18 protein-coding genes are annotated in these 26,206 nt (G+C 67.9%); 9 read left to right on the top strand and 9 right to left on the bottom strand.

The annotated features are described in order from the left end of the window. Nucleotides 1-112: 112 nt before the first annotated feature. The 3 genes from IAI54_RS15035 to IAI54_RS15025 are packed head-to-tail and all read left to right on the top strand — an operon-like array spanning nt 113 to nt 2,314. Nucleotides 113-889, top strand: a complete 777-nt coding sequence (locus IAI54_RS15035; protein ID WP_187967978.1) for a transporter substrate-binding domain-containing protein — start codon at nt 113-115, stop codon at nt 887-889. Between the two features lie 43 nt (nt 890-932). Next, complete coding sequence (locus IAI54_RS15030) at nt 933-1,580, top strand: glutathione S-transferase family protein (protein WP_187967977.1); 648 nt, start codon at nt 933-935, stop codon at nt 1,578-1,580. Then, entirely contained in the window at nt 1,577-2,314 is a 738-nt protein-coding gene (locus IAI54_RS15025) for a creatininase family protein (RefSeq protein WP_187967976.1), read from the top strand. The genes IAI54_RS15030 and IAI54_RS15025 overlap by 4 nt, the downstream gene beginning before the upstream one ends. Here the strand turns inward: IAI54_RS15025 and IAI54_RS15020 are convergent. Further along, the gene (locus IAI54_RS15020; RefSeq protein ID WP_187967975.1) at nt 2,290-3,435 is read right to left on the bottom strand and encodes a hypothetical protein; all 1,146 of its coding nucleotides are present in this window, start codon (nt 3,433-3,435) and stop codon (nt 2,290-2,292) included. The genes IAI54_RS15025 and IAI54_RS15020 overlap by 25 nt on opposite strands. Nucleotides 3,436-3,533: 98 nt before the next feature. Here IAI54_RS15020 and gcvA point away from each other — a divergent pair, with 98 nt between their 5' ends. Next, the gene (gcvA, locus tag IAI54_RS15015; protein ID WP_187967974.1) at nt 3,534-4,472 is read left to right on the top strand and encodes a transcriptional regulator GcvA; all 939 of its coding nucleotides are present in this window, start codon (nt 3,534-3,536) and stop codon (nt 4,470-4,472) included. On the opposite strand, the gene IAI54_RS15010 is transcribed toward gcvA, so the two are convergent. Continuing rightward, nucleotides 4,433-5,503, bottom strand: a complete 1,071-nt coding sequence (locus IAI54_RS15010; protein WP_187967973.1) for an aromatic ring-hydroxylating dioxygenase subunit alpha — start codon at nt 5,501-5,503, stop codon at nt 4,433-4,435. The two genes, gcvA and IAI54_RS15010, sit on opposite strands and share 40 nt — an antisense overlap. A 12-nt stretch (nt 5,504-5,515) precedes the next feature. Between IAI54_RS15010 and IAI54_RS15005 the strand changes: the two genes are divergently transcribed. Next, nucleotides 5,516-6,589, top strand: coding sequence for an amidohydrolase family protein (locus IAI54_RS15005; RefSeq protein ID WP_187967972.1), 1,074 nt, complete (start codon nt 5,516-5,518; stop codon nt 6,587-6,589). Between the two features lie 225 nt (nt 6,590-6,814). Here IAI54_RS15005 and IAI54_RS15000 read toward each other — a convergent pair whose 3' ends face one another. The 3 genes from IAI54_RS15000 to IAI54_RS14990 are packed head-to-tail and all read right to left on the bottom strand — an operon-like array spanning nt 6,815 to nt 14,769. Then, complete coding sequence (locus tag IAI54_RS15000; RefSeq protein ID WP_187967971.1) at nt 6,815-7,480, bottom strand: tetratricopeptide repeat protein; 666 nt, start codon at nt 7,478-7,480, stop codon at nt 6,815-6,817. A 56-nt stretch (nt 7,481-7,536) separates the two neighbouring features. Then, nucleotides 7,537-10,080 (bottom strand): glycosyltransferase family 2 protein, encoded by a 2,544-nt coding sequence (locus IAI54_RS14995; RefSeq protein WP_187967970.1) that lies wholly within the window; start codon nt 10,078-10,080, stop codon nt 7,537-7,539. 24 nt (nt 10,081-10,104) lie between these two features. After that, on the bottom strand, nt 10,105-14,769 hold the full coding sequence (locus IAI54_RS14990) for an autotransporter outer membrane beta-barrel domain-containing protein (RefSeq protein WP_187967969.1): 4,665 nt from the start codon (nt 14,767-14,769) through the stop codon (nt 10,105-10,107). A gap of 261 nt (nt 14,770-15,030) precedes the next feature. Between IAI54_RS14990 and IAI54_RS14985 the strand changes: the two genes are divergently transcribed. From IAI54_RS14985 to pdeM, 3 genes are all read left to right on the top strand, one after another. Further along, the gene (locus tag IAI54_RS14985) at nt 15,031-16,053 is read left to right on the top strand and encodes a class I SAM-dependent DNA methyltransferase (protein WP_187967968.1); all 1,023 of its coding nucleotides are present in this window, start codon (nt 15,031-15,033) and stop codon (nt 16,051-16,053) included. 121 nt (nt 16,054-16,174) lie between these two features. After that, nucleotides 16,175-18,712: a ligase-associated DNA damage response DEXH box helicase gene (locus tag IAI54_RS14980; RefSeq protein WP_187967967.1), complete on the top strand. Its 2,538-nt coding sequence runs from the start codon at nt 16,175-16,177 to the stop codon at nt 18,710-18,712. After that, complete coding sequence (gene pdeM / locus IAI54_RS14975) at nt 18,709-19,416, top strand: ligase-associated DNA damage response endonuclease PdeM (protein WP_187967966.1); 708 nt, start codon at nt 18,709-18,711, stop codon at nt 19,414-19,416. Before IAI54_RS14980 ends, pdeM begins: the two co-directional genes overlap by 4 nt. Before the next feature lie 2 nt (nt 19,417-19,418). Here pdeM and IAI54_RS14970 read toward each other — a convergent pair whose 3' ends face one another. The 4 genes from IAI54_RS14970 to IAI54_RS14955 form a co-directional block, all read right to left on the bottom strand. Then, nucleotides 19,419-19,892, bottom strand: a complete 474-nt coding sequence (locus tag IAI54_RS14970; RefSeq protein ID WP_187967965.1) for a DUF3429 domain-containing protein — start codon at nt 19,890-19,892, stop codon at nt 19,419-19,421. A gap of 2 nt (nt 19,893-19,894) precedes the next feature. Further along, on the bottom strand, nt 19,895-20,743 hold the full coding sequence (locus IAI54_RS14965; RefSeq protein ID WP_187967964.1) for a TIGR02186 family protein: 849 nt from the start codon (nt 20,741-20,743) through the stop codon (nt 19,895-19,897). Nucleotides 20,744-20,746: 3 nt separating this feature from the next. Continuing rightward, entirely contained in the window at nt 20,747-21,670 is a 924-nt protein-coding gene (locus IAI54_RS14960; RefSeq protein WP_187967963.1) for a sulfite exporter TauE/SafE family protein, read from the bottom strand. A 181-nt stretch (nt 21,671-21,851) separates the two neighbouring features. Further along, nucleotides 21,852-25,232: a peptidoglycan-binding protein gene (locus IAI54_RS14955; RefSeq protein ID WP_338021461.1), complete on the bottom strand. Its 3,381-nt coding sequence runs from the start codon at nt 25,230-25,232 to the stop codon at nt 21,852-21,854. Here IAI54_RS14955 and IAI54_RS29210 point away from each other — a divergent pair. After that, nucleotides 25,231-25,776 carry a hypothetical protein gene (locus IAI54_RS29210; RefSeq protein ID WP_338021460.1) on the top strand — a complete coding sequence of 182 codons (546 nt, stop codon included), beginning with the start codon at nt 25,231-25,233 and terminating at the stop codon, nt 25,774-25,776. The genes IAI54_RS14955 and IAI54_RS29210 overlap by 2 nt on opposite strands. Nucleotides 25,777-26,206: the final 430 nt, after the last annotated feature.

Below are 26,206 nucleotides of genomic sequence, written 5' to 3'. Positions count from 1 at the left end.
GACGATCCGTCCTGCCGCAGATTTAGGCATAAGTTTCGCTTGCATAGCAACTGATTTCGGACAAGGATCAGGCATCCCACGGTCACGGCCGATCGAAGGTTGGAGGTTCCCCATGAGCATACTGAAATCGCTTGTCCTGACCGCGGCGCTGGCGCTGTCGTCCGTTCCCGCACTGGCGCAGTCGGCGCTGAACGAGATCCTGAACGGCGGCGTGCTGAAGGTCGGCACCACCGGCGACTGGAATCCGATGACCATGAAGGACGTCGCCACCAACGGCTACACGGGTTACGACATCGACGTGATGAACCAGCTCGCCACCGATCTCGGCGTCACCGTCGAATTCGTGCCGACCGACTGGAAGACCCTCGTCGCCGGCGTCTCGGCAGGCACCTACCACATCACCGGCTCTGCCTCGATGTCGCCCGCGCGTGCCAAGGCGGCGGGCTATTCGTCGAGCTACTTCTCCCTTGCGACAGTTCCGCTGATCAACAAGAAGGACGCCGACCGCTTCAAGGACTGGGCCGATCTCGACAAGGCCGACGTGACCGTCGCGGCGACGCTGGGCACCACCCAGGAAAAGCAGGTGAAGGAGTTCTTCCCGAACGCCCAGTACAAGATCGTCGAGGCGCCCGCGCGCGACTTCCAGGAGGTGCTCGCCGGCCGCGCCCAGGCGCACATCACCTCCAACGTCGAGGCCTACAAGCTCGTCGCCCAGTATCCCGAGCTTATGATCGTTCCGGTCTCGGCACCACGCGCCCGCACGCCGGTCGCCATGCTGATGAAGCAGGACGACCAGGTGTGGATCAACTACGTCAACACCTGGATCACGCTGAAGAAGGAAGCCGGCTTCTTCGACCAGCTCGCAACGAAATGGCAGCTGCAGAACTGACCGGGGCCGCTGTGGGGCGCCCTGGGCGCTCCGCTTCCCGTCCATGCTGACGATCTACGCCATCCCGCCCAGCCTCTACTGCGCCAAGCTGCGCATCCTGTTGCGGCACAAGAACCTCGAATGGCGCGAACTGCCGCCGCCCGGCGGCTACGGCTCGGCCGCCTACAGGCAGGTCGTGCCGTCCGGCAACCTGCCCGCCATGCTCGACGGCGACCTGCTGCTTGCCGATGGCGAGGCGATCGCCGAATATCTCGAAGAGTGGCATCCGGCGCCGCCGATGCTTCCACAAGGCGCGGCGGACCGCGCCAAGATGCGCGAGCGCGGGCGTTTTCACGATACCCGGCTGGAGCCTGCACTGCGGGCGCTGTTCGGGTCGATCGCGCCCGACAGGCGCGACGCCGCTCTCAATGAACGCCAGTCGGTCCTCCTGACGGAAAAGCTCGGCCAACTGGGCCGTATCCTGGAATCAGGCCCGGACCTCGCCTTCGGTCTCGGCGATTGCGGCTATCCGATCAGTTTCGCCTGGATCGACGCGCTGACGCCGCCGCTTTCGCTCACCGTCGCGTGGCCCGAACCGGTCATCGCCTACCGCGCCCGCATCGAGGCCGCGCCGGCGGTGGCGGACGAACTCGCTTCGTACCGGCCGATCCTGGAAGGATGGGTGCAGCGGACCGCAGGCGCCGTGGCATGAGGCTCGACCTGATGACCTGGCCGGAGGTCGAGGCACATCTGGCGGCATCGGGCGGCATACTCCTGCCGGTCGGCTCCACCGAGCAGCACGGGCCGATGGGGCTGATCGGCACGGATGCGCTCTGCGCCACGACGATCGCGGAGCGGGCGGCGGAGCGGTGCGGCGCCGTCGTCGCCCCGACGCTGGCGCTGACGCCGGCACCGTTCAACACGGCCTTTCCGGGCACGATCTCGATCTCTGTCCCGCTCTTTGCTGCGCTGGCCGGCGAGGTGATCGACGGCCTCGCCGCTCAGGGCTTTCCCCATGTCTACGTGCTCAACGGCCATGGCGCCAATCTGGCACCGCTGCGCGACGTGATCGCGGCGCGGCCGGCCCTGCGCATCCGGCTGAAGAGCTGGTGGGATTTCGAACCCGTCAACGTGCTGCGGCGCGCGTGGTATGGCGACTGGGAAGGCATGCATGCGACGCCCTCCGAAGTGGCGATCACCATGGCGGCGCATCGTCAGCCGCCGGTCCCGCCGGAGGCCCTGACGCCGCCGCGCGCGCTGTCGTCGGATTACATCCGCGCCCATGCGGGCGACCGGCACGGGCCGCCCGACGAGCACCGGCGCGACTTTCCCGACGGACGCGTGGGGTCGCATTCGGCGCTCGCGACGCCGGAGCAGGGTGCGGCGCTGATCGAGGCTGCCGCGATGGCGATCGCCGAGGACTACCGCGACTTCGCGGCGGCCTGACCGGCATTCGCCGACAGCCGTCCGTCGGGCGACAGGCCGATCGCCTGGGCGGGACTGGCGAAGGCCGTGGCGACGCTCGGATGGGCGGCTAGGATGTCGCTGCCGCCTGGCACCCGCTCCGGATGCAGACGGCCGTTCTCCCAGATGGCAACCCCGTCGACCAGCACGGTCGGGTCGACGACGTTCCAGCAGATCTCGCCCGGCGCATAATCTCCGCAGGTGTGAAAATGCAGCAGGCGGGGGTTGCCGAAGGCTGCGCCGCTCCAGCGTTCGAGGCTTTCGCCCGCCTGGGCGGCAAAGGCGCAGCCGGGATGGATACCGGCGTGCCAGGAGTGGACGAAGTCGCGCTCGATGCCGAACCGCTCCGCCACGAAGGCATAATGGCGCCGCGCCGTCTCGATATCGGCGGCGTCGCCCTCGAACCCGGTGAGGCGGTTGCCGTCGAAGTCGATGAACAGGACGTCGCGCAGCGCCGCGCCATAGGGCTGGTAGTATTTCGAACCCGTGCCGACGAGAAAGCCCGCCTGCGCCACCCGGCCGCGATAGGCCGCGGCCGGTGCGGGCGTGAAGACGGACATGGGGAAGCGTGCGACCGTGACATCGCCGGCCGCCGCCGGAAACGCCACGCCAGGGCCGGAGAAGTCGGTGCCGAGGGGGCAGGTGACGCGGATGGTCGACGCGGCGGCAAGCGCCCGGTCGATGCGGGCCTTCAGCTCGACGAAGGCGCGATAGGGCACCTGGCCGAAAGCCGATCCGAGCATGGCGCGGTCGAGCGCATAGCAGACGATCGGTCGGACAGCTGCCAGTTCGGCGTTGAAGCGCAGCTGGTCTCCCATGCGCGCGAGAAACAGCGTGCGGTCGGCCGCCAGCATCGCCCGGCAAAGCTCCGCCGGCGGGGCATCGACGTCGGGATCGAAGGGGACCGCCCGGGCCGTCGCGCGGATCCCCATCCCCGCGGCTGCCTCCAGCATCGCCTCCGCCATTCCCGGTCCGTAGTAGCCGAGCGCGGGATCTTCGTGCAGCACGAGCAGCGTGTCGCCTTCGCGCATTCCGGCGCAATCGGCCAGGAGATTGCGCGCGCCCGCCAGGACGGCAGCGTCATCCGTGTCGAAATCAGGCATCACCGGAAACCTCCTCCAGCTTGCGCGCGACCGGCCTGGATGGAGAGCCGGCGCGCGGCGAATTGACTTCGAGCAGGCGCTTCATTAGCAGCACTTATATGAAGGCGAATCTTCCTTTCGCAGCACTGCGAACCTTCGAATCGGTCGTGCGGCTGCAGGGCTTCGGCCGCGCGGCCGAAGAACTCGGCGTCACGCAGAGCGCGGTGAGCCAGCACGTGCGGGCGCTGGAGGACTGGCTGGGTCGCCGGCTGGTGATCCGCGGCGGCGGCCGTGCGACGGCCAACGAGGACGGGCTGAAGCTCGCGGCCGCGGTCGCTGACGGTTTCGGGCAGGTGGCGCAGGCCTGCAACGCGCTTCGCGTGCAGCCCGGCGAGAGCCTGACCATCGGCATTTCCTGCCTGCCGGGCTTCGCCTTCATCTGGCTCATTCCGCGCCTGATCGAGTTCGACCAGCGCTGGCCCGATTTTCCCGTATCGATCCTGACGTCCGGGTCGCTCGCCAATTTCGCGGACGACGAGGTCGACGTCGCGATCCGCTACGGGCTCGGCAACTATCCGGGCCTGCACGTGGAGCCGCTGCTGACGGAGCGCGTCTTCCCGGTCTGTGCTCCGAAGCTTCTGCAGAAGGGGCCGCCGATCCGCAGCGTGGAGGATCTGGCGCACCACACGCTGCTCTACGACGAGATCGCCGACATCGGCGGGCGTCCGCCGACATGGCAGTACTGGGCCGAGGAGACCGGACGGGTGCTTCCCAAACCGCAGCGGGCGCGCAGGTTCGGCCAGTCCAACATGGTGGTGCAGGCGGCGATCAACGGCTATGGCGTGGCGCTCGGCCGCGAGCCGCTGGTGATCGACGCGCTGACCGACGGACGGCTCGTGCGGCCGTTCCGGGAACTCGTGCCGTCGCAGTTCTCCTATTGGTTCGTCTGTCCGGCAGGAACCCTGCAGACCGAGCGCATCCAGGTGTTTCGCGACTGGCTGCATCAGGAGGTCGCGCGTCAGCCGGCCATCACCGACGCCTCGCTCGCCGTCTCCTGAGCCGTTTCGGCGGCGATCCGCCGCTCGACCTTGCGCCGAAAGCGCAGCGCGCCGGCGTCGAGCCCGAGATTGATGCTGGGCGTGCGCGGGTTCTTCATGCCGCGATGGACGAACTCCAGCACGTCCTTGTCCTCGTTGAACGCCATGGTGGCGCCCGCGAACATGCGCTCCGACATGGCCGTGTCGTCGGCCCGCTGGTTGCGGTGCTGGAACCAGAAATAGAGCGAATTGTCCTCGTCCACCGGCGTGATGAAATTGTACGAGACGTTGACGAAGGAGCCTTCCGGAATGTCGTTGCCCGAGGCGCCGGACCCGCCCGGCGCATAGACCGACATGTTCAGAGCGATGGCCGGGAGCCGCATCTCGTAGTGTTGCTTGCGGTCGCAATTGGCGGCGAAGGCGAGGAACGGCGCATAATAGGGCGGCGCCGGCCTGTCGTGGATCCATCGGTAGACGACCACGCCGTCGTCGTCCTCCGTCATCTCGAGCGGCAGCGTGTCCGATCCCGCGCCGGCAAAGGAGGTGACGTGCACCCAGGCGACGTGCGATGGGTCGAGCAGGTTGTCGGTAACCCAGAGATAGTTGCAGGCGATGGAGAGCGCGCCGCGCGCCGTGCGCCCCCAGGACGGATCGTCGAAATGCGGGATGTCGATGAGTGCCGACGGATCGGCCAGCGCGGGGTCGCCGGGCCAGACCCAGACGAAGCCGTAGCGCTCGATCACCGGCCATGAGGCGACGCGCGCCCGCTTCGGGATCATGTGCTCCTGCGTCGGCGCCGCCACGCACCGTCCCGACCCGTCGAAGGTGAGGCCGTGATAGCCGCAGACGACCGTGTCGCCTTTCAACGCGCCCTTCGACAAAGGGAGCTTGCGATGGGGACAGGCGTCTTCCAGCGCCGCGACCGAGCCGTCCTGCCTTCGGAAGAACACCATCGCCTCGCCGAGCAGTGTCATCGGCTTCAGGTCGCGACCGAAATCCTCGCTGCGGCCGGCGACATACCAGGTGTTGCGGATGAAGGCTGACGGCTGCATCGGATTCTCCGGTTGCGCGACTTGCCGCCGACATTAGCATGGGCTTTAGTGAAACTGAAGTACGGCTTTCGGATCGGAGCACGCCGCATGGACCTCTCGCGCTGCATCGACATGCATGCCCATTTCTATGGGGGAGGTCTTGCCGAGATGCTGGCTGCCCGCACGGGCCGGCCGTGCCTGCGCGAAACGATCGACGGTCCGGTGATGCTCGCCATGAACGGCGAATTCCCGTTCACACCGGCGCATCATGATCACGAGGTGGGGCTTGCGGAGATGGCGGTGCAGGGTGTGACCCGGCGCATGCTGACCTTTCCCGGCGCATTGTGTGCGGACGTCCTGCCGCTCGTCGATTCGCTTCCGGCCATCCGCCGGTTCAACGACCACATGGCTGCGATGCGGGGACAGACCGCCGGCCGGCTGACGGCGCTGGCCGGCCTGCCGTTCGCCGACATGGAGGAGGCCGCGCGCGAACTGGTTCGGGTGCGGCGCGAGTTGCGTCTGCCGGGCGCGATCGTGCCGTCGAACTACTTCGGCACGATCGCGCAGGCGCGTACACTGGAACCCGTGCTGAGGGCGGCGAACGAAACCGGGGCGCTGCTCATGCTGCATCCGGGGCTGATGGTGGGCGAGGCGGCGCCGGTGCTTGCGGATGACCATCCGCAGTATCGCACCTCGGCGGTCGTGCTGCAGGCGCAGGCCTCGCAGGTCGTGCTGACCCTGATCCTTTCGGATATTCTCGACACCTTTCCCGACATCGCCTTCCAGGCGATCAATCTCGGCGGGACGATACCGTTCATCGTCGAGCGAATGGAGAGCATCGGGCGGCATCGCAATGGCGACCGGCCGTTCCCGACCGACAGGCTGAAGCGGGTCTGGTACGATGCCGCCTCGCTCGGGCCGCGGGCGCTGGAGGCGGCGGTGAAGCTCTACGGTGCCGACCGCATCATGGCCGGATCGGACTATCCGATCTTCCACGACAGCCCCCTGGATGCGATCCGCGGGGCGACGATTTCGGATGACGAGAAGGAGCAGGTCGCCTGGCGAACGGCGGAGGCGCTCCTCGATCGGCAGGATCAATTCCTCTGACGAAGCGCCTCATGGCGTCGAACCGCCCGGCCCGGCACGATCTCCAGCCGTCGTCGCTGCGTTCCGGAGTAGCCCGCCGGATCGTGACTTCATCCTCGCGCATGTCACCGTCCCGATCGAAGCGACCGTCGGGAGACAGGCCTCGCAGCCGGCCGCTCTTCACAGGCGGCGCGACATCCAGACGGAGCGGGGGACAGGGCGGCGCGTCTTCGGCGCGCCGGGGGATCAGCTCGTGAGCTGGGCCAGCCGCTTGACGGCGAGCTGGTTGCCGGCTGCCGCGGCTTCCTGGAGCAGAGTCCGGGCCCGCTGCGGCTCCTTCTCGATGATCAGATTGGCGAGCGCGAACTGGGCGTAGGAGATGTCCTGGGCGGCTGCCTTCTCGAGATAGGTGCGCGCCTTTGCGAGGTCCTGCGGGACGTCGGTGCCGGAGGCGTACATGTCGCCGACGCGGTACTGAGCCCAGCCGATGTTCTGGTCCGCGGCCTTCATCAGGAGCGCGGAGCCGCGAGCAACGTCCTTCGGCACGCCGTTTCCATCCATGTAGAGCACACCGAGCTGGTACTGTGCCCAGCCGTTGTTCTCTTCCGCCGCCTTGGCGAAGGCCTCGGCCGCCGCCGGAACGTTCTGGGCCACGCCTTTCCCCTCGAGGAGCATCGTCCCGTACTTGTACTGGCCCCAGTGGCTGCCCATGTCGGCGGCGCGTTTGTAGTAGCGTGCGGCGAGCGCTTCGTTCTTCGCTCCGCCCAGCTTCATGAGGCTGTCGCCGGCCTGGAACGCCTGGCGCGCCGCGAGGCTGCTGTCGTCGTCCATCTTCGAGGCGACGTCGATGGTGCAGGCCGTCAGCACGCTCAGCAGAAGGACGTCGATGATGCGAATCCGCCTACGCTTCATGTCCGTTCATCCTGATTCCCGCTTCGCCTAGGAGTGCGGCCCTCATTAGCATCTGCTCAGTATCCCGCATAGGGCCAAACGACCCCCGGCTCGGACACCACGACTTCCCGAGGAGCGGAAGGCACGGCTGCACGACGTTCTGGCCCGTCCGCGACCGGCGAACTGGCGAAGGGCGGGTAAGTCATCGGGATGAGCATCTTCGGTACCGGCGACGAGCGCACCAGCGCCGGGCTTCGGGACTGAGGCGACGTCACCTCCGTCGCGATTCGCGAGCCCGATTGCGCAGGCGTCAGCACGATCATGGCGGCGGTCAGGGCCGGCACGGACACGTAACGGCTCCCGAACGGCGCGAAGACGGGCGACAGGAAGCGCGCGACGGAGCCGACGACGGCGCTCACGGCGAGCACGAGGCGGCGGAGCGACGGGAACATGTCGCCCAGGCTGTCCAGCACGCCCACGAAACGGACGAGCCCGTAGCTGTAGAGCAGGATGTTCAGGCTGAACAGCATGATGTTCATGATCGGGATGGCCCCGCCCGACAGTTCACCGCTCATGACCGCCTTGGTCGCATAGGCCAGCATCAGGACGAAGACGCCGAGATTGAAGATCAGCGCATAGGGCGGGACGTTGGTGCGAAGCGAGATCTTCGGCGTGCGGATGAAGCTGCCCTTGCGGCCTGTCACCATCTGCATGATGGAGGCGATGATGCCGGCGAAATTGACCGGCAGGAGCATCAGGTTCAGCGAGCAGACCCCGAACAGGTCGCGACGGCGATAGCCGAGGCGCCGCAGATCCATCATGTACAGCATGAAATAGGGGAGCATGACGAGCGGCGTCCACAGGATGCCGCTCGATTCGGTGCCTGCCCAGATCATCAGCATGAAGACGGCGACGTTGCCGATGGCCGGCGACAGGAGGTAGTGCGACCGAAGCACGAGTTCGGGGAGGCGGCCTACCCGGTCGGGCGACTGCAGGTACTGCTGCATCAGGTCCGGCATGATGATGAGCCCGCCATTCGCCCAGCGCTTCCGCTGGATCGCGAGCGCGCCGAAATCCGCAGGGGTGGCGCTGTAGGCGAGCGGCACGAAGTGGTTGCGCACACTCCAGCCGAGCTTCATGAGGTCGACCGTGGAGCCGGTGTCCTCGATGACTGTCTTGTCCTGGATGAAGATGCGCACCGGCTTGCCGTCGTCGACGCGGGACTTCGAGATGGCTTCCAGGGCGGAGAAACGGATGAGGGCGTTGGCTCCGACCCAGAAGGCCGCATCGAACCAGCTCGATCCCTGGTGCACGAGATACTGGATGTCGGTCGTCGCCCCCGCGATCCGCTCGACGGGAGCATCGCCGTTGGGGAAGGTGAGATAGGGCGTCTGGGCCACGCCCGCGTCCGGCTGGTTCTCGAGGATGTCGACGAGAGTGGCGACGTATTCGTGGAGGATGACGCTGTCGGCGTCGAGCGTCAGCACGTAGTCGGGTCGCGGGACGACGACGTCCACCTCGGAACCCAGCGCCGGTTCCAGGCTCGTGACGCCGTTGCGGTGAACGCGCACGAAGCGTCCGCCCATCAGGCCGATGTAGGTGTTCAGGTTCATCGCCTTGTTGGGCGCATGCGAAAGGTTCGCGAAAGTCTTGCGCTGGAAGTGGGTGACGTCGTCGCAGACCACGAGCGACAGCCGGAGATGCTCGGCCTCGGCTTCCTCAGCGGTCAGAGGGGTATTTGCGAGCCTTTCTGCCCTGTCCCGGTACTGCGCAGCGGCCGCCCGCACGATCCGCTCGGCGATGAAGCCGTCGACATGCTGGAAATCCTCCGGCGATTCTTGTTCGAGCCGCAGCGCGATGGAGGATAGCCAGCCGGCCACGTCGCGGTAGCCCACCGAGAGGGTGCGTGCCTCTGCCGCCGCGTCGAAGGCGGTCGAAGCCTTGCGGCTCTGCCAGGAAGCGTAAGCATCGCGTCTGCGCCCGGCCTGTTCGCCAAGCCATCCCGTGACTTCCTCGATCGCAGACAGCGTCGTCCTCAGCGCGGACGCATCGGACGGTGCGTCGTCGACGAGGACGGCAATCCGCCTGTTGGCGTATTCGGCGATCGCGGCGGACAGCACCGTGCCGATCAGGACGCGGCGCTCCTCGCGATAGGAAGGAACGAGGATGGTCACCGACGGAGCGGTCGATGGCTCGCGCCAGGTGATCTGTGCAGGCTGGACGGCCTGAAGGTCCTCGCGTCGCCGCGCGGCACCGAAGCGGTTGAACTGGTAGGCGAGGCTGCAATAGAGCAGCGCCAACAGCATCGCATAGTGGAGGAAGACGTCTGCTCCGACCATGCCGAGCGTGCCGAAGTGATAGGCGGCACAACCGACGAACACCGCCAGCGAAAGGACGATGGAAAACTTGATGCTGGTCGACTCGAACGTCCGCCGCTGCTCGGCGATCCAAGCCGCAACGGCACGATGGACCGCCCGCCATGCAGACCTGACAGCTGCGACCGCCCTACGCGGCCAGGCCTTCCACAGGGGGAGAACGGAGGATCGGCCGACGGACACGACGCCGGCGGCATTCGCCGCCGGCTCCGAGTCCATGACGTCACTCTGGAAACTTGCCGTCATGATACTCGCGTTCCGGTTACCCGATCAGAAGTTGACGCTGAACTTGGCGCCGCCTGCGTTGATCGTGGTGTCCTGGCCGAAGGCGCCCTCGTAGAAGATCTGGAGGGTGCCCATGTCGCCCTTGAGGATGTCGACGCCGGCCGAGACGGTCCACAGGACGTCTTCGGAGGTGGTGCCGACGGTGAAGGGCGTCGCGGCGTTGCCGTCGGCGTTGAAGACACCGGTCAGCGAGTAGTCGTTGCCGGTGTAGAGGGCGACGCCGCCGCGCAGGTAGGGCCGCAGCAGCATGTCGCCGCCGAGTTCGATCTGGCCGCCGACCTCGACCGCCGGCAGCAGCGCCAGCACGGTGTTGTCGACGCCGTTGCTGCTGATGGAGGCCACGCCGCCGCTTTCGGTGAAGGCGCCGGTGCGCACGTAGGTGGCCGACAGGTCGACCATCGGGCGCAGGTAGAAGCCGCCGGTCTGCAGCGTGTAGGCGGCGCGCAGGCGGCCGCTGACGGTGGTCACGTCGGTCTCGCCCGACAGGAGGTCGGTGAAGTTGCCGAAGGCGATCGGCCGCAGCGTGTCGTAGCTGCCGTGGGAGGCCGAGAGCGAGGCCGCCAGCAGCAGCGGGCCGGGTGCGTACTTGACGACCGCGCCGGCCGAGAAGCTGTCGCCCTTGCTCGACGCGCCGCCGTCGCCGTCGCGGTCGGACGAGCGGTAGCCGATGGAGCCGCCGAGGCGCCAGGGCGTGCCGTCGACCGCCATCTGCACGCCGCCCATGATCTCGGTGGAGCGGGTGTTGAAGCCGGTCAGGTCGCCATTGGCGGCGTTCAGGTCGTACTCGCTGTAGACGGCGCGGCCCCAGGCGCATTCGCCCTCGGCGGCGAAGGCGTTCTCGCCACCGGCCATGCGGCAGCTGAGCATGCCGTCGGAGAAGGTGTCGATGTCCTGCACGGCGGCGATCTGGTCGGCGACGTAGATGTTGGGCGACAGCTGGTTGAGGGCGGCCTCGCCTTCCTCGACGGAGCCGAGGTTGAGCAGCGCCACCGCCAGCGGCTCGAGCCCGCCGGGGCCCTGGATGCTGGCCTGGATGGCGTTGCCGATGGAGCTGGCATTGTCGCCCATGCCGGCCGGCGAGAAGTCGAAGCCGTTGATCGACAGCTGGACGTCGTTGCCGCCGTTCACCGTGCTGACGCCGGCGAGCACGAAGGGGTTGGTGATGGTCAGCGACTGCGTGGCGCCGTTCGCCGTGGTGATGATGGTGTAGGTCTCCGGCGTGCCGTCGGCGCTGACGAAGTTCAGCCGCAGGTCGCCGTCGAGCGAGGCGGTGTTGGAGACGGCGATGCGGTCGGCGGTGCCGTTGTCCATGTCGACGTCGAACAGCAGCGTACCGGTCGCCTCGTTGACGAGGATGCCCGTCAGCGTCGACGTGTAGACATTGTCGTCGCCGCCCGGCGACAGCGTGCCCGAGTTGCTGAGGGTGCTGTCGTTACCGATGTTGACCGTGCCGCCCATCTCGAACAGGCCGCCGGAGCGGTTGTTGAAGGGGTTGTTCCAGGGGCCGAGCAGCACGTTGCCGCTGATCGTTCCGTAGTTGTCGACGGTGGTGTCGTTCTGGGCCGAAACCACGGCGAACTGGTTGATGCCGCCGGTGTTCGAGATCGAGCCGTAGTTGGTGAGCTGCAGCCCGAGACCGTCGACGAAGCGGACACCGGCATTGCCGGTGGTGCCCGTGACCGAGGCATCCGCCCCGACGGTGACCGTCATGGCACCGTAGCTCGTGACCCGGATGCCGTCGAGCGCGCCCGAAACCGTTCCGCCGTCGACGTTGACGTCGATCGTCCCCCTGGCAATCGACGTCGCGGTGATGCCGTTGCCGCTGGTGGAGGTGATGCTGCCCTCGTGGTCGATGTCGATGAGGGTGTCGCCGTTGGTCAGGGCATAGATGCCGTGATTGACCGAGGTGATGTCGCCGGTGGTGTCCACTTCGGCATTGCCGTCGAGCGCATTGACGTAGACGCCGAAGCCGTCGGCATCGATGTCGCCGAGCTGCGTGACGGTGACCTTCGACGTGCTGAGCGTCGTCGCGCGGATGCCGTCGCTGCCCGACCAGATGTCGCCGGTGTTGTTGATGGTGACGGATCCCGCATCCGAATGGCCCGCGATGCCGTAGCCGTCCGCATTGATGTTGCCGACATTGTTGATGCCGACGCCATTGCTTCCGTTCGTCAGCGCGAAGATGCCGTCGCCGCCTGCTTCGATGTTGCCGGAATTGATGATCGAAACGGTGGCGCCCGTCGACGTTGCGCGGATACCGCTGCCGTCGGCATAGATGTCGCCCGACCGCGCGACGCCGACGGTGCCATCGCCGAGGTTCAGCGCATAGACGCCGTGATCGCCGGACCAGATGGTGCCCGTAGACAGGATGGTCACCACGCCCGTGGCCGAGTAGCCGTAGATGCCGTAGCCGTCATCCGCCGAGATGTTCCCGAGGCTGGTGATCGAGACCGTGCTGTTGCCCATCGAGCGGGCGAAGATGCCGTCGCTGTCGGCGGAGATGTTTCCGGTGCTGCTGACCGTCACGAGGCCGGTCGCGGAGTAGGCGTAGATGCCGTCACCATTGGTTCCCGCGGTGAGATCGCCGTTGCTGATGACGGAAACGGTGGCCGAGCCATCGCTCTGCGCAAAAATGGCGTCCGAACTCGACCCCACGTTTCCGTTCGTCACGATGGTGACGGCGCCGGTCGCCGACTGGGCGTAGATGCCGCGGTTGCCGGCATCGATGTTGCCGGTGCTGTTCACGGTCACGACGTTGCTGCCGAGGTTGACGGCATAGATGCCATAGCCGCCGGCCGTGAGGTTTCCGATCGAGTCGACGTCGACGATGCCCTGCGAGGAACTGGCGAAGATCGCGTCGCCGCCGGTGTCCATGTCGCCGATGCTGTCGACCGTGACGGTCGCCGAGGCCTTGCTCTGGGCGAAGATGCCGGCGCCGTCCGCGTCGATGTCGCCGCGCATGGTGACGTTCACCACTCCCTGCGCCGACAGCGCGGTGATGCCGTCGCCACCGGCCTGGATGTTGCCCGTGATGCCGACGATGACGGGGGCGTTGTACTTGTTCTCGGCATAGATCGCGGCGCCGCCGGCCTGGAACAGATCGCCCGACGCCGAGACGGTGACGGCGCCGTTCGGCGTGTAGGCGTAGATGGCGTGGCCGGAATCCGCGGAGATGCTGCCGGACTGGATGACCGCCACGCTCTCCGAACCGGTATTGGCCGCCCAGATGCCGTGATCCCAGGCCGTGATCGAGCTGTTGCTGATGACGAGCACGGCGCCTGCCGTCGCTTCGGCCTGGATGCCGATCCAGCTGCCGGCGATGGTGCCGTCGAACTGGACGGTCACGCCGTCGTCGCTGCCTGATCCCTTGGTCTGCGCGAAGATGCCGTAGCCCGAGGCATTGATGACGCTGTCGTCGACGTCGACGGAGACCGCGCCGCCCGCGGCATAGGCGTAGACGCCGTTCTTGGAGGACGAGGTGAGGTTGCCGGTATGATCGACGGCGACGCCGGCGAAGCTCGCCGTCATGGCGAAGAGCGCATCATCGGCGGAAGAGATGTTGCCGGTCGTAGTGACCGCGACGAAGTCATTGGCTGCGTAGACGTAGACACCCTTGCCGGTCTGCGACGTCACGTCACCGTTCCAGACCACGCTGGCGGAGTCGTCCGACCCCGTCGACTGGACGAAAATGCCGTCTTCGTAAGCCGAGATCGTCCCGGCGCCCGTAAGGTTTGCGCCGCCATCGGGCGCTTCGACCATGATGCCGACACCGCCGCTCGAGGTGACGTCGCCATAATGGGTGGCGGTCGCGTTGGACGACGAAGAAAGAAGATGAATGCCGTTGTTGACCGAGACGATGTCGCCGACGCTGTTCACGGTCACGGTGCCAAGCGCAGCACTGGCGAAGATTCCGCGGTCCCCGGCATCGATGTCGCCGGTCTGGGTGACGGTGACGCCGGCGGATGAGGTTGCTACCGCGCGGATGCCGTCTCCACCGGCGGCGATGTCGCCTTCGTTGACGACTTCGACGGCCGTGCTCGACGAGAGCGCGTCGATGCCGGGACCCGCCGACGCCGAAATGTCGCCCTCATGATAGATGTACAGCGTCGAGCCGGCGTCGTCGTTGCGGGCGCTGATGCCGCCGAGCGTGCTCTCGATGTCGCCGTCCACGATGATCGACGTGCCGCCGAGCGAAATGGTGCGCACGCCGTAGCCGCCGTCGGAAACGATGTCGCCGTCGTGCGAGATGGTGATCGAGCCGCCCGTGGTGTTGGCGTTGATGCCGTCGGCATCGACGGCGATGGTCGCGAACTTGCCGGTGTCGCTGATGATGGTGATCGGACCGGTCGACTGGAAGTCGATTGCATTGACGCCGGCGAGATCGGGCCAGACCTTGCCGGTCACGTCGTCGATGATCAGCGTCTCGACCGGGTTCGTGGCCGATACGCCGTCGCCGAGGAGGCCGGTGCAGGTCTGGATGGTGCCGTTGATCGAGCAGGCGGCATTGGCATCACCCGGCGTTCCGATGGTCATGAAGACGACGCAGAGCGCCGCACCGCCGAGCAGTGCATTGCGCCGGGCCGCGCTCCTGCCGCCGGTGAGGCTTCCGGCCTGGGCGGGGCTTCCGCTGTGCTTCACTCGATCCATCATGTCGTTCCCCTGCCTCGCATCAATACATGAACGGGCGCATGGAATCACGCCGCCCTAGACTGTCTCTTTTGTTAAGTACCCGACGCAGGTGCACATCGATAGCAGCGGGCGCCTCCGTAACGGAACTTTTCCGGGCTGTGGCACGACTGCAACAATGTGTGAATCCGAGCCAGAGGGTTGCCGGCGGATCGCGGCTTGCGCATGTCCGAGAGTTGACCCATAAGCCGTCGTCCGCAGAGTGCGGTTGCCGGGTCCATCTTCATGACATCGCTGCAGTTCTCCTCGGGCGACCTGGTCGCGGACCGCCGCGCCGACTATGCCGAAATGCTCTTCTCGGGCGGCGACGCCGCAGCGGCCGCCGGGTTGCTGGCCGATACGCTGAGGCTCGTGCCGGGCTGGGCGGCGGGGTGGTTCCGCCTTGGCGAAATGCGGGAGGCGGCGGGGGAGCAGGCGGCGGCTGCGGAGGCTTTCGCCGAGGCACTTCGGGTCGACCCGTCCGACCGTCTGGGCGCCAGCCTCAAGCTCGGGCTGCTGGGTGCCGCCCATGCCATCGACGCGCCGCCGAGCGCCTTCGTCGAAACACTGTTCGACCAGTATGCCGACCGGTTCGACAAGGCGCTGGTGGAGCGCCTCGCGTACCGCGTGCCGGACCTGATCGCGCAGGCGCTTTCGGCGGCGGGTGCCGTGCGGTTCGCACATGCGCTGGATCTCGGCTGCGGCACGGGACTGATGGGCGAGCGGCTGCGCGGCCGCGCGAGCTTCCTCGACGGCGTCGACATCTCGGCCGGCATGCTGAAGAGGGCGGAGGCGAAGCGCATCTACGACAGGCTTCGGCGGCAGGACCTGCAGACGCTCGATCCCGCGACCGCTTGTGCCGGAGCGTCGCATGGCGAAGGGGGGCGCCCCGCCATGCCAGCAGATCTGGTGGTCGCGGCCGACGTGTTCCTCTACATGGGCGCGCTCGATCGGATCGTCGGCACCGTGTCCGCCCTGCTGCCGCGGGGCGGCCTCTTCGCCTTCTCGGTCGAACGGCACGAGGGCCCGGAACCGGTGGTGCTGCGCCCATCGCGTCGCTACGCGCATTCGGAGGGGCCGCTGCGCGATCTGCTCGCCGTCGCCGGCTTCACCATCGTCTCCCTCGATCCGCATACGATCCGCATGGACCGCGGCGAGCCGGTCGAGGGGCTGATCGTTGTCGCGCGGAAGGGGAGGGCGGAGGCATTGCAGCCCGTCCGCGAGGACGGGGTCCAGGCCGGCGACGAGCCTGTCGCGCTGCCGAACTGAGGTCTGTCCGCATCGGGGTGGCCCTCGCCTGCGCGCGTTCCGGCCTGGATCGCCGCCGCTGCGGTCGTCGTGTCCAGCTGCACCCTTCCCACGACGCCTGTTCTGCTTTAGTTCTTTCGCCGTGACCAACCAGTCCGTCCTCCCGCCCGACACGGCCGCCGCGCGCCTGCCGCCCGCCTTCCTGCGCTGGTTCGCCGAGCGCGGCTGGGCGCCGCGGGCGCATCAGCTCGACCTGCTGGTCCGGGCGCAGGGCGGTGCCTCCGTGCTGCTGATCGCGCCGACCGGTGCGGGCAAGACGCTGGCCGGGTTCCTGCCGTCGCTGGTCGATCTCGCGGAGCGCGGCAGGCGCAGGCCGGGCGAAGCGCATCGCGGCGTGCACACGCTCTACATCTCGCCGCTGAAGGCGCTGGCCGTCGACATCGAGCGCAACCTGACGAAGCCGGTCGAAGGCATCGGCCTGCCGGTCACGCTGGAGACCCGTACCGGCGACACGCCCGCCCACAAGCGCCAGCGCCAGAAGCTGTCGCCCCCCGACATCCTGCTGACCACGCCCGAGCAGCTTGCGCTGCTGATCGCCTCGGCGGACGCGGCGCGGTTCTTCTCGGGCCTGCGCTACGTCGTGCTCGACGAACTGCACTCGCTGGTCACATCCAAGCGCGGTCATCTGCTGGCGCTCGGGCTGGCACGGCTGCGCAGGCTGGTGCCGTCGCTGCAGACGGTCGGCCTCTCGGCCACCGTTGCCGAGCCCGATGCGCTGCGCCGCTGGCTGGTTCCGCAGGACGGATCCCGCGCGATGGCCGACCTGATCACCGTGGCGGGCGGCGCAAAGCCGCAGATCACCATCCTGGAATCGCGCGAACGGGTACCGTGGGCGGGGCATTCGGCGCGCCATGCCATGCCGGAGGTCTACGAAGAGATCCGCCGGCACAGGACGACGCTGCTCTTCGTCAACACGCGCAGCCAGGCCGAGATGCTGTTCCAGGAACTGTGGCGCATCAACGACGACAACCTGCCGATCGCGCTGCATCACGGCTCGCTCGACGTCGCACAGCGCCGCAAGGTGGAGAAGGCGATGGAGAACAACGCGCTGCGGGCGATCGTGGCGACGTCGACGCTCGACCTCGGGATCGACTGGGGCGACGTCGACCTCGTCGTCCACGTCGGCGCGCCGAAAGGCGCGAGCCGGCTCGCCCAGCGCATCGGCCGCTCCAACCACCGCATGGACGAGCCCTCGAAGGCGATCCTGGTGCCGGCGAACCGGTTCGAGGTGATGGAATGCCGCGCTGCCATCGAGGCGAACTATCTGGGTGCGCAGGACACGCCGCCGCTGCTCGACGGTGCGCTCGACGTGCTGGCCCAGCACGTGCTCGGATGCGCCTGCGGCGCGCCCTTCTCGGCGGACGCGCTGTTCGCGGAGGTCAGGACGGCCGCGCCTTATGCCGCGCTCGACCGCGACAGCTTCGACCGGATCGTCCAGTTCGTCGCGACCGGCGGCTATGCGCTGCGCAGCTATGAGCGCTATGCCCGCATCCGGCAGACGAAGGACGGGCTGTGGCGCGTCAGCAATCCGCGGGTGGCGCAGCAGTACCGCCTCAACGTCGGAACGATCATCGAGGCGCCGATGCTCAACGTGCGCTACGTCCGGTCGGGGCGCGGGGCAGGGGGGCGCGGGGGGCCGGTCCTGGGGAAGGTCGAGGAGTACTTCCTGGAAACGCTGGCGCCCGGCGACACCTTCATGTTCTCCGGCCGGGTGCTCCGCTTCGAGGGAATCCGCGAGAACGAAGCCTTCGTGTCGAATGCCACCGGCGTCGATGCCATGGTGCCGTCCTATGCCGGCGGGAAGTTCCCGCTGTCGACCTATCTCGCCGATCAGGTGCGGGCGATGCTGGCGGATCCGGCGCGCTGGCAGGCGCTGCCCGACCAGGTGGCGGACTGGCTTCGGCTGCAGCGCGACGTCTCGGCGCTGCCCAAGCGCGACCATCTGCTGGTGGAGACCTTTCCGCGCGGGCAGCGCTACTACATGGTGACCTATCCGTTCGAAGGCCGGCTGGCGCACCAGACGCTCGGCATGCTGCTGACGCGACGGCTGGAGCGGGCCGGGGCGCGGCCGCTCGGCTTCGTCGCCAGCGACTATGCACTGGCGGTGTGGGGTCTGTCGGACATGGGGAGCATGGCGAGATCGGGCGAGGCGCCGCTGGCGCAGCTCTTCGACGAGGATATGCTGGGCGACGACCTCGATGCGTGGCTGGCGGAGAGCTGGCTGCTGAAGCGCACCTTCCGCTACTGCGCGGTGATTGCCGGGCTGATCGAGAAGCGCCATCCGGGGCAGGAGAAGACCGGGCGGCAGGTGACGGTGTCGGCGGACCTGATCTACGACGTCCTGCGCAGCCACGAACCCGACCACATCCTGATGCAGGCCACGCGCGCCGATGCGGCGACGGGGCTTCTCGACGTCGCGCGTCTGTCGGATATGCTCTCGCGCATCAAGGGTCGAATCATGCACAAGGACCTCGGGCGGATCTCGCCGCTGGCGGTTCCGATCATGCTGGAGATCGGCAAGGAATCGGTGAACGGCGAGGCGAGCGACACGCTTCTGGCCGAGGCGGCGGACGACCTGATCGAGGAGGCGCAGGGACTGATGACCGGAAGGACCCGATGACCATCGCCGCGCGTATCGACGGCAGTGCGGCCCTGGTCTCCGTCGCCGGAGAAGAGGCCGTGTGCGATCCGGCGGGGGCGCTGTTCTTGCCGGCGCACGGGTTGCTCGTGGTTTCCGACCTGCACCTCGAGAAAGGCGCGGCCTTCGCGCGGCGCGGCGTCATGATGCCGCCCTACGACACCGCGGCGACGCTCGACCGGCTGACCGCCGTCGTGGCGGCCTGGCGGCCGGCAGCCGTCATCAGCCTGGGCGATTCCTTCCACGACGCCAGAGGCGCGCGCGACATGCCGGAGATGTTCCGGGACAGGCTGAACCTGCTCATGAAGGACCGCGACTGGTTCTGGATCGTGGGCAACCACGATCCAGAACCGCCTGCCGGGCTGCCCGGACGGAGCGTGCGCGAGATCGCGGTCGGGAGCCTCCTGTTTCGCCACGAACCTCTCGGCCAGGCATGCGACGGCGAGGTGGCGGGTCACCTGCACCCGGGTGCGCGCGTGGTGCGGCGCGGACGCTCGGTGCGGCGGCCCTGCTTCGCGACCGACGGCCGCCGGCTGATCATGCCCGCCTTCGGCGCCTTGACCGGCGCGCTCAACGTGCGGGATCGCGCCTTCGCCCGGCTGTTCGACTGGACGGTCTTCCGGGCATACATGCTGGGGTCGGACCGGGTGTATCCGGTGGCCGGGAAGATGCTGTCGCCCGGCTGAGCTCAGGCCGTCGCCACGAAGGCCAGCACCATCGCCGCCACGACGAGCGTGGTGAGGAGGATTCTCAGGCGGCCGAACCAGGGCGGTGCGATCCCGGAATGGGCAGCGAAGTTGTCCCATGCGCCCTGCGCCGCAAAGGCGACGGCGAAGAGGGCGAAGGCATAGGGAACGGGAGCGTAGACGGCAGCCCAGCCGAGCAGCGGCGGGATGCAGCTCATGGCGAGATCGCGCGGGCTTCCGCCCCCGCGAAACACCATGCCGAGTCCCCAGCGGATGCCGCCGAGGAAGGACAGGATGATCGCGCAATAGCTTTCGAGCAGCGCCTGGGTCGGCTGCCGCGCCGGATGCCCGGCATCGATGCCCATCAGCCACAGCACCAGGACGAGGATCGGCGCGTATCCGGCGAGGGCGAGGAAGCGGGCGGTACGCTCCGTCTTCGCTTCCTGTCCGGCATCGCGCGAGGAGTCGTCCGGCATTCTCAGTCCCGCCTGAAGATAACGCGTCCGAGCCAGCCGATGACGATGGCCAGCAGCACGGAAAGCACGCCATACGCGAAGCCGTTGGTGTTGGCGAATCGGAACAGCGTCTGCTCGAAGCCGGCCTTCTGGATCGCCAGCTGGGCCGAGCTTTCCTTCATGAAGATGCCGTTCTTGAAGAGGAAGGCGCGCGCCTTGTGGGTGCCTACCGGCACGTTGGGTGCGAGCCGCAGGGTCGCCCGGAAGAGGCTCTGCGTCAGGAACTGCACGCCGCCGATGTTCTCGGAGTAGAGGCCGCTCGTGCGCTTCAGTCCGCGCAGCGCTGCCTCGAACTCGTCGATCTTGGCGGGATCGCCGGTCCGGTCGAGCGGCGCGATGTAGATGTTGTCGGTGCCCAGCGCCAGCTGGCGGAAATTGTTCTGATCGGTGATGTCCTGCAGCGCCCGGGTCGTCGCCACCGAGTAGGAGGCCGGTGCGCTGACGAAGGATTCGGAGTCGGTGTTGATCCAGACCCCGAGCACCCGCTCCTTCTTGCGCACCACGATGGGCCGCATCGGGCCTTCGAGGACCACGATGACGTCGTAGCGGCCCTGCCGGTTGATCAGCGGATCCGCATTGTCGAGCGCGCCGAAGATCGTGAGGTCGGCGCCCGAGAAGTCGGAGGTGATCGAGATCCGGTCGGTCGAGAGGCCGATCTGGATGCTTTCGACGAGGGTCGCCGGCACCTGCTGCGGTGCCGGTTCTGCGGGGGCGGCCGGCACGGCCGCTTCGGGCTGCTGCGCGTGCGCCCCGGCGCCGAGACAGGCCAGGAGGAATATGGCCGCCGCAAGTCCGGTGTGCCGTCCCGCCATGGCTCAGAGCACCACGAGGGGCGAGAGCGAGTAGACGTTCGGCGGGCGGACGAACAGATCGAACGCGAGACGGATCGCCACCGCCAGCACGAGCAGCGCCAGAAGGGCGCGCAGCTGTTCGCCGCGAAGCTTCTGGCCGGCCTTGGCGCCATACTGCGCGCCTGCGACTCCGCCGACCATCAGCGCGATCGCCAGAACCACGTCGACGGTGTGGTTGGTGGCTGAATGGATGATGGTCGTATAGGCGGACGTGAAGATGATCTGGAACAGCGAGGTGCCGATGACGACGTTGGTCGGCACCTTGAGCAGGTAGATCATGGCCGGCACCATGATGAAGCCGCCACCGACGCCCATGATCGAGGCGAGGAAGCCGATGGCCGCGCCCAGCACGAGGACGGGGATGACGCTGACGAAGAGTTTGGAGGCGCGGAAGCGCATCTTCAGCGGAAGCTTGTGAATCCAGTTGTGCTGGCCCGGCCGGCGCAGACCGGTGGTGTCGCCCTTGCGTGCCGCCCGCAGCGCGTTCACGCTCTCGACGAGCATCAGGGTGCCCACCGTCCCGAGGAGGCCGACGTAGAGGAGCGACACGAAAAGGTCGAGCTGGCCCAGCTGGCGCAGGAGCTTGAACACCCAGACGCCGAAGGTCGAGCCGAAAACGCCGCCGAGCAGCAGGACCGTCCCGAGCTTGAAGTCGATGGTCCCGCGCTTGAAGTGCGCCAGCGCGCCTGAGAAGGACGAGGCGATGACCTGGTTGGCGCCGGTCGCCACGGCGATCGCCGGAGGGATGTTGTAGAAGATCAGGAGAGGGGTGATCAGGAAGCCGCCGCCCACTCCGAACATGCCGGACAGGAAGCCGACCGCCGCTCCCATGGCGAGGAGAACGAACAGGTTGACCGACATTTCCGCGATGGGAAGATAAATGCCCACCAGACCAACTCGACTAGGTTGCGTTCGGCAACGACCCCGACCCCGAGGAGCCTAACACGCGGATCATTAAGGGCTTGTTGCGCCCTGATGATGGCGGAGTCAAACGTCATTCGCGCAGACGGCTATGCCGTTTGCGACATGGCTCTTCCGGCCATCAGCGTTGGCACCGGCGGCCCGGGCGTCACTTCCTGGCCAGCAGCACCTGTACGAGCTCGTCATTCACCTCGCCGGTCGGCGCCATTCCGTTGTCCTTCTGGAAGGCCATGATGGCGGATTTCGTCCGGCCGCCCATGACGCCGTCGGCCGCGCCGGCGTCGTAGCCGTTCTTGTTGAGGATCAGCTGGATCGTCATGACCGCCTTCTTCATGTCGATGCTCGAGGTCGTGCCCGCACTCTCCTGCCATGCGGCGGGAACGTCGACGATGTTGGCCTCTTCGGCGAGGGGCTTGGGCTTCCACAGTTCCGTCGCGGCGCGCGCCCGCGCCAGCTGTTCGGGCCGCAGCGCATTGGCGACCTCGTCCCGCTTGGCGGCAGCATCCTTGTCGCCGTCCTTGGCGAGCAGGGCGAACCACTTGTAGGATTCCTCGAGGCTCTGCGGCACGCCGAGGCCCTTGGCCGAAAGGATGCCCAGATTGTACTGGCTGTCCTTCACGCCCAGTTCGGCGGCCTTGACGAACCAGCGGGCCGCCGACTCGTTGTCGACGGCGCCGTCGGTGCCCATGGCGAACAGCACGGCGAGATTGTGCATGGCGCTGGCATTTCCCTGGGTCGCGGCGAGCTGGTACCAGGTCTTGGCCTTGGCGACGTCGCGTTCGACGCCGATGCCCTTCTCGTGGAAATTGCCGATGCGGTACTGCGCCGGCGCGAAGCCCTGCTCGGCGGCACGCTCGTACCATTTCGCCGCTACCGTCCGGTCCGCGGCCACGCCGCGGCCGGAATCGTAGCGGTTGCCGATCTCGAATATCGCCTTCGGATCCCCGGCATCGGCAGCTTCGCGCAGCGCGAGCGGCCCGGCCTCGACCGGCGCGGCTTCGAACCCCAGCGACGCCACCTCGTCGGTGTCGACCTCCGTCGTGTCGATCGCCTCTGCAGCGGTGTTTTCGCCGCCGTCCGCGGTCGAGACGTCCTGCGCTGCGGGGGCCGCGGCCGGGCCGGGCGCCTCCGCTGTCGCCGAAGCCGTCAGCACGCCCCGCTGCACGGGCGCCACCGACGCCCCGGAGATCCCCGTCGGCCCCGGCGTCACCGTGGCCGGGGCCGCGGAGGGCGCCTTGCGCATCGAATCGGCGCCGGAAACGGCGACGTCGCGGGCGGACGCGACGAGAGGCGCCTCGGGCGCCGCGGTCGCGATCGGCGCCGCCGGCACGTCGGCGATACGCACGGCATCGGCGAAGAAGGCTTTTCCGAGCTGAAGCCCGGCCAGCGCCATCATGATCGCGGCAGCGGCCATCAGGATCGGCTTGCGCTTGGCGCGCAGGAATTCCGAGGGGCTGAACTTCCGCTTGGCGCCGTCCGCGCCGTCGGCCTGACGGAAGGTCTGCGCCTCTGCAGCCGCCGCCTGGGCCGCACGCCTGGCGGCTGCGATGAAGTCGGCCTTGCCCGTCGCGCCGGTGTCCGGTGTGCCGGGCGCGCCGGCACGTTCCTCGCGCACGCGACGCATGATCGCGTTCAGGTCCGGCGCGCCCGACCCGGGTTCCAGCGGCTGGTCGACGACGGCGTTGGCGAGCGGCTCGTCTATGCCGGGCTCGGCCATGCCCGCGAGCACCGGCTCCTGCTGGACGGGCCGCTCCGGCTTCGGCTCGCCTCGCCCCGACAGGGCGCGCGCGAAGCCGCCGAACAGCGACTTTTTGGGCGTCTCGCCCGTCGGCGCGTCGTCCGCGGAAGCCGCCGCGGCCTGTGCGGCTGCCTTGGCCGCTACGCGGGGCGGCTGGGGCCGGAGCACGGGCGCCGCAGGGATCGCGGTCGATGCGGAGAGCGCCGCTGCGGCAGAGGCGATCGGCATCTCGTCGGCGCCGGGAGACAGCGGCGGAACCGCGGCGTCATCCAGCCGGCTGCGGTAGGCGGTCGCGGTCTCCACATTGCGGACCTCAAGCGAAGCCAGCCGGTCTACGACCTTCAGCAGCGTGTCGTGAATCGCCTCGAAGGTGCGGGTGTTGCGTTCGTCCGACTTGCGCGCCAGCGCTTCCAGCGTGCGGAGTTCTTCGGCGAGCGCGCTGGCGTCCTCGTCATCCATGCCGCCGGCACGCAGCGAGGCGACGGCGCGCTGCGCCGCCTCCTGCGCCGCCGCCACGATCTGGTCGCGCTGGCCGGCCAGCGAACGTTCGATGTTGTCGAGGCGCGGGGCGAGCACGTCCACGTCCGGTGCCTCGGTACGCGGACGCGAGAGATGGGCCGTCAGTCCGGCGAGCTGCCGTTCGAGTCCGAGGATCAGATGCGGGTCGATGTCGGCCGCGTGCCGCGCGGTGTCCTCCATGCGCGCGGCGATGCTCTCGAGCCGTTCCTCCAGCGCGCGAAACGCCAGCCCGCCCGGCACGCCGGAACGGCCGTCGATCCGCTCGGACAGGTCGGCGAACTTCTCGTCGAGCGCCTGGAGCAGGATCGGATCCGGGTCGCCCACGCGACCGATCGAGTGATCGAGCCTGTTGGCGATGCTCTCGAGGCGGCGCTCGAAGGCTTCGAGCAGACGCGGATCGGTCCGGTCCGCGCGTGCGGCGTCGATGCGATCGGAGAGGTCGGCGAACTTTTCGTCCAGCGCCTCGAGCAGGCCGGGCTCCACGCCGGGCCGGGAGTCGAGGCGCTCCGTCATCTCCTCGAGCCGGCGATCCAGGTCGCGCATCAGCGCGTGCCCCTGGGCCGTGGCGCGCTCGTGGCGCTCCTCGAACAGCGCGGCGATCTCCGCAAAACGTCGCTCGAGGCTGTCGAGGACCCTCTCGCGTTCGGTGCCGGAGGAATCGTTCTCGAGCTTCTCGTAGACGATGGCGATCTGGCGGCCCAGCCGCTCGATGGCCTTCTCCGGAAGCGATGCCTGCAGGGCGATATCCTCGACGCGCCGCGTCAGGGCGCCCAGACGGTCGAGAAGTTCGCCGGATCCGGTTTCCGCCGACATCTCGTCGATCTGCTGCGCCAGCGCCGCAATCCTGGCCTCGATGCGCTCGAAGGGTTCCGTCGGCACGGTCCTGCCGGAGACGCTCGACGCGACGATGGCGCGCGAGATCTCGTCGAGCCGATGCTCGATGGTCTCGAAGGAGTCGACGGGGTTGCCGGCCTGACGCGAGAAATGGTCGACGGCACCCGCGAGCGTGCGAACCTTTTCGTCGAGCGACCGCAGGGCGCGCGAATCAGGCAGGTTCCCGATCGCCTCGCCGATCTGTTCGAGGCGCTGCGTCAGCGCAGCGATGGCCGGATCCGGCGTGCCGCGTGTGTCGGCGCGCTCCTCGAAACGCGACCAGCGGCTGTCGATCGACCGCAGGGTCTCCTCGCGCGCCAGTTCGGCCAGCGTCGTGCGCACCTGTTCCATCTCGGCGCGGAGCATCTCCAGTCCTCGATCGTCGCTGCGGCTGGCCATGGAGTGGATCGCGCGCGACAGGCGTTCCATCTCGGCGGCCAGTTCGCGGCCTTCCGCCGTCGCCTGGGACGCCGGTGCGGCCGAGATCGTCGCGCAAAGCGTCGAATTCCTTGCGCATGCCGGAGGACATCTGCTGGCGCATGTCCTCGCGCAGCGCCTTCAGTTCGTCCGACAGGCTGGAAAGCGCGCCCGTGCCTGCGACCTGTTGCCGCGAGCGCTCGATCTCGCGGCGTATCGATCCGATCGCGTCGGCACTTTCGGCGCCACGGCGCGGGGACGGCGTGCTGTCGGTCGCCCGCGGCTCCGGGCGGGCCTGACGCTGCGCGCGCGATGCGGGCGGCGCCACGACGTCGGTGAGGCGCCGGGCGCGACGATTCTCGTCTTCGGAGGGGACACGCCCCTGCTGCATGCTGCCAAAGCGGGTCTCGAGATCCTCGAGCGTGCGATTGAGATCCTCGAGGGAGGCATGCGCCCGACGCTGCCGGCCGGCATTCAGGGTGTCGAGAAAGGACCGGTTGCTGTTCATCGAAAAGCCTGTTCGTAAGGATTTCCCGAGACTTCTCCCGGAATCGCGTGAATGGCGCGGGGCGCCGGCCGGACCGTCGTCATCGCGCAGGCTGCGTTCGGATTGGCGGTCATCGCGCCTGGCCCTCTTTTCGGTGCAGACAGCCGTGGGGAACGCGAGACGGGATACCTACGGGAAATCGACGCCCAACCATTCGCTCAACGTGGTAAACAAGCCGTTAACCATGCTTAAGATTTCCAACGGACCGGCCAGCAGACCGTTCATGACGCTGCGATACCCGTTCCGATTTGAAACAGTTTGTATCCAAACTTGAATTGCAATCCATCGCGCGGCTCCCTAACTGCGCGCCCATGCAGAGAGGCCGGGTGTCCATGGGCGCCGTGCGGCTGACGTTTCAGTTTAGCTGAACGACGAAGAAACTGGCCTACTGGGCCGCGATTGCGTGCGC

It is taken from the genome of Aquibium microcysteis (assembly GCF_014495845.1).
Lineage (GTDB): Bacteria > Pseudomonadota > Alphaproteobacteria > Rhizobiales > Rhizobiaceae > Aquibium > Aquibium microcysteis.
Note: the sequence above shows the minus strand (reverse complement) of the source record. Positions and strands in the feature narration are given on the sequence as shown.

Bases quoted from the DNA above. Each gene is read 5' to 3' on its own strand.
- IAI54_RS15035 (WP_187967978.1), top strand. From the start codon at position 113: ATGAGCATACTGAAATCGCTTGTCCTGACCGCGGCGCTGGCGCTGTCG.
- IAI54_RS15030 (WP_187967977.1), top strand. From the start codon at position 933: ATGCTGACGATCTACGCCATCCCGCCCAGCCTCTACTGCGCCAAGCTG.
- IAI54_RS15025 (WP_187967976.1), top strand. From the start codon at position 1,577: ATGAGGCTCGACCTGATGACCTGGCCGGAGGTCGAGGCACATCTGGCG.
- IAI54_RS15020 (WP_187967975.1), bottom strand. From the start codon at position 3,435: ATGCCTGATTTCGACACGGATGACGCTGCCGTCCTGGCGGGCGCGCGC.
- gcvA (WP_187967974.1), top strand. From the start codon at position 3,534: ATGAAGGCGAATCTTCCTTTCGCAGCACTGCGAACCTTCGAATCGGTC.
- IAI54_RS15010 (WP_187967973.1), bottom strand. From the start codon at position 5,503: ATGCAGCCGTCAGCCTTCATCCGCAACACCTGGTATGTCGCCGGCCGC.
- IAI54_RS15000 (WP_187967971.1), bottom strand. From the start codon at position 7,480: ATGAAGCGTAGGCGGATTCGCATCATCGACGTCCTTCTGCTGAGCGTG.
- IAI54_RS14995 (WP_187967970.1), bottom strand. From the start codon at position 10,080: ATGACGGCAAGTTTCCAGAGTGACGTCATGGACTCGGAGCCGGCGGCG.
- IAI54_RS14990 (WP_187967969.1), bottom strand. From the start codon at position 14,769: ATGATGGATCGAGTGAAGCACAGCGGAAGCCCCGCCCAGGCCGGAAGC.
- IAI54_RS14985 (WP_187967968.1), top strand. From the start codon at position 15,031: ATGACATCGCTGCAGTTCTCCTCGGGCGACCTGGTCGCGGACCGCCGC.
- pdeM (WP_187967966.1), top strand. From the start codon at position 18,709: ATGACCATCGCCGCGCGTATCGACGGCAGTGCGGCCCTGGTCTCCGTC.
- IAI54_RS14970 (WP_187967965.1), bottom strand. From the start codon at position 19,892: ATGCCGGACGACTCCTCGCGCGATGCCGGACAGGAAGCGAAGACGGAG.
- IAI54_RS14965 (WP_187967964.1), bottom strand. From the start codon at position 20,743: ATGGCGGGACGGCACACCGGACTTGCGGCGGCCATATTCCTCCTGGCC.
- IAI54_RS29210 (WP_338021460.1), top strand. From the start codon at position 25,231: ATGGAGTGGATCGCGCGCGACAGGCGTTCCATCTCGGCGGCCAGTTCG.
- IAI54_RS14955 (WP_338021461.1), bottom strand. From the start codon at position 25,232: ATGGCCAGCCGCAGCGACGATCGAGGACTGGAGATGCTCCGCGCCGAG.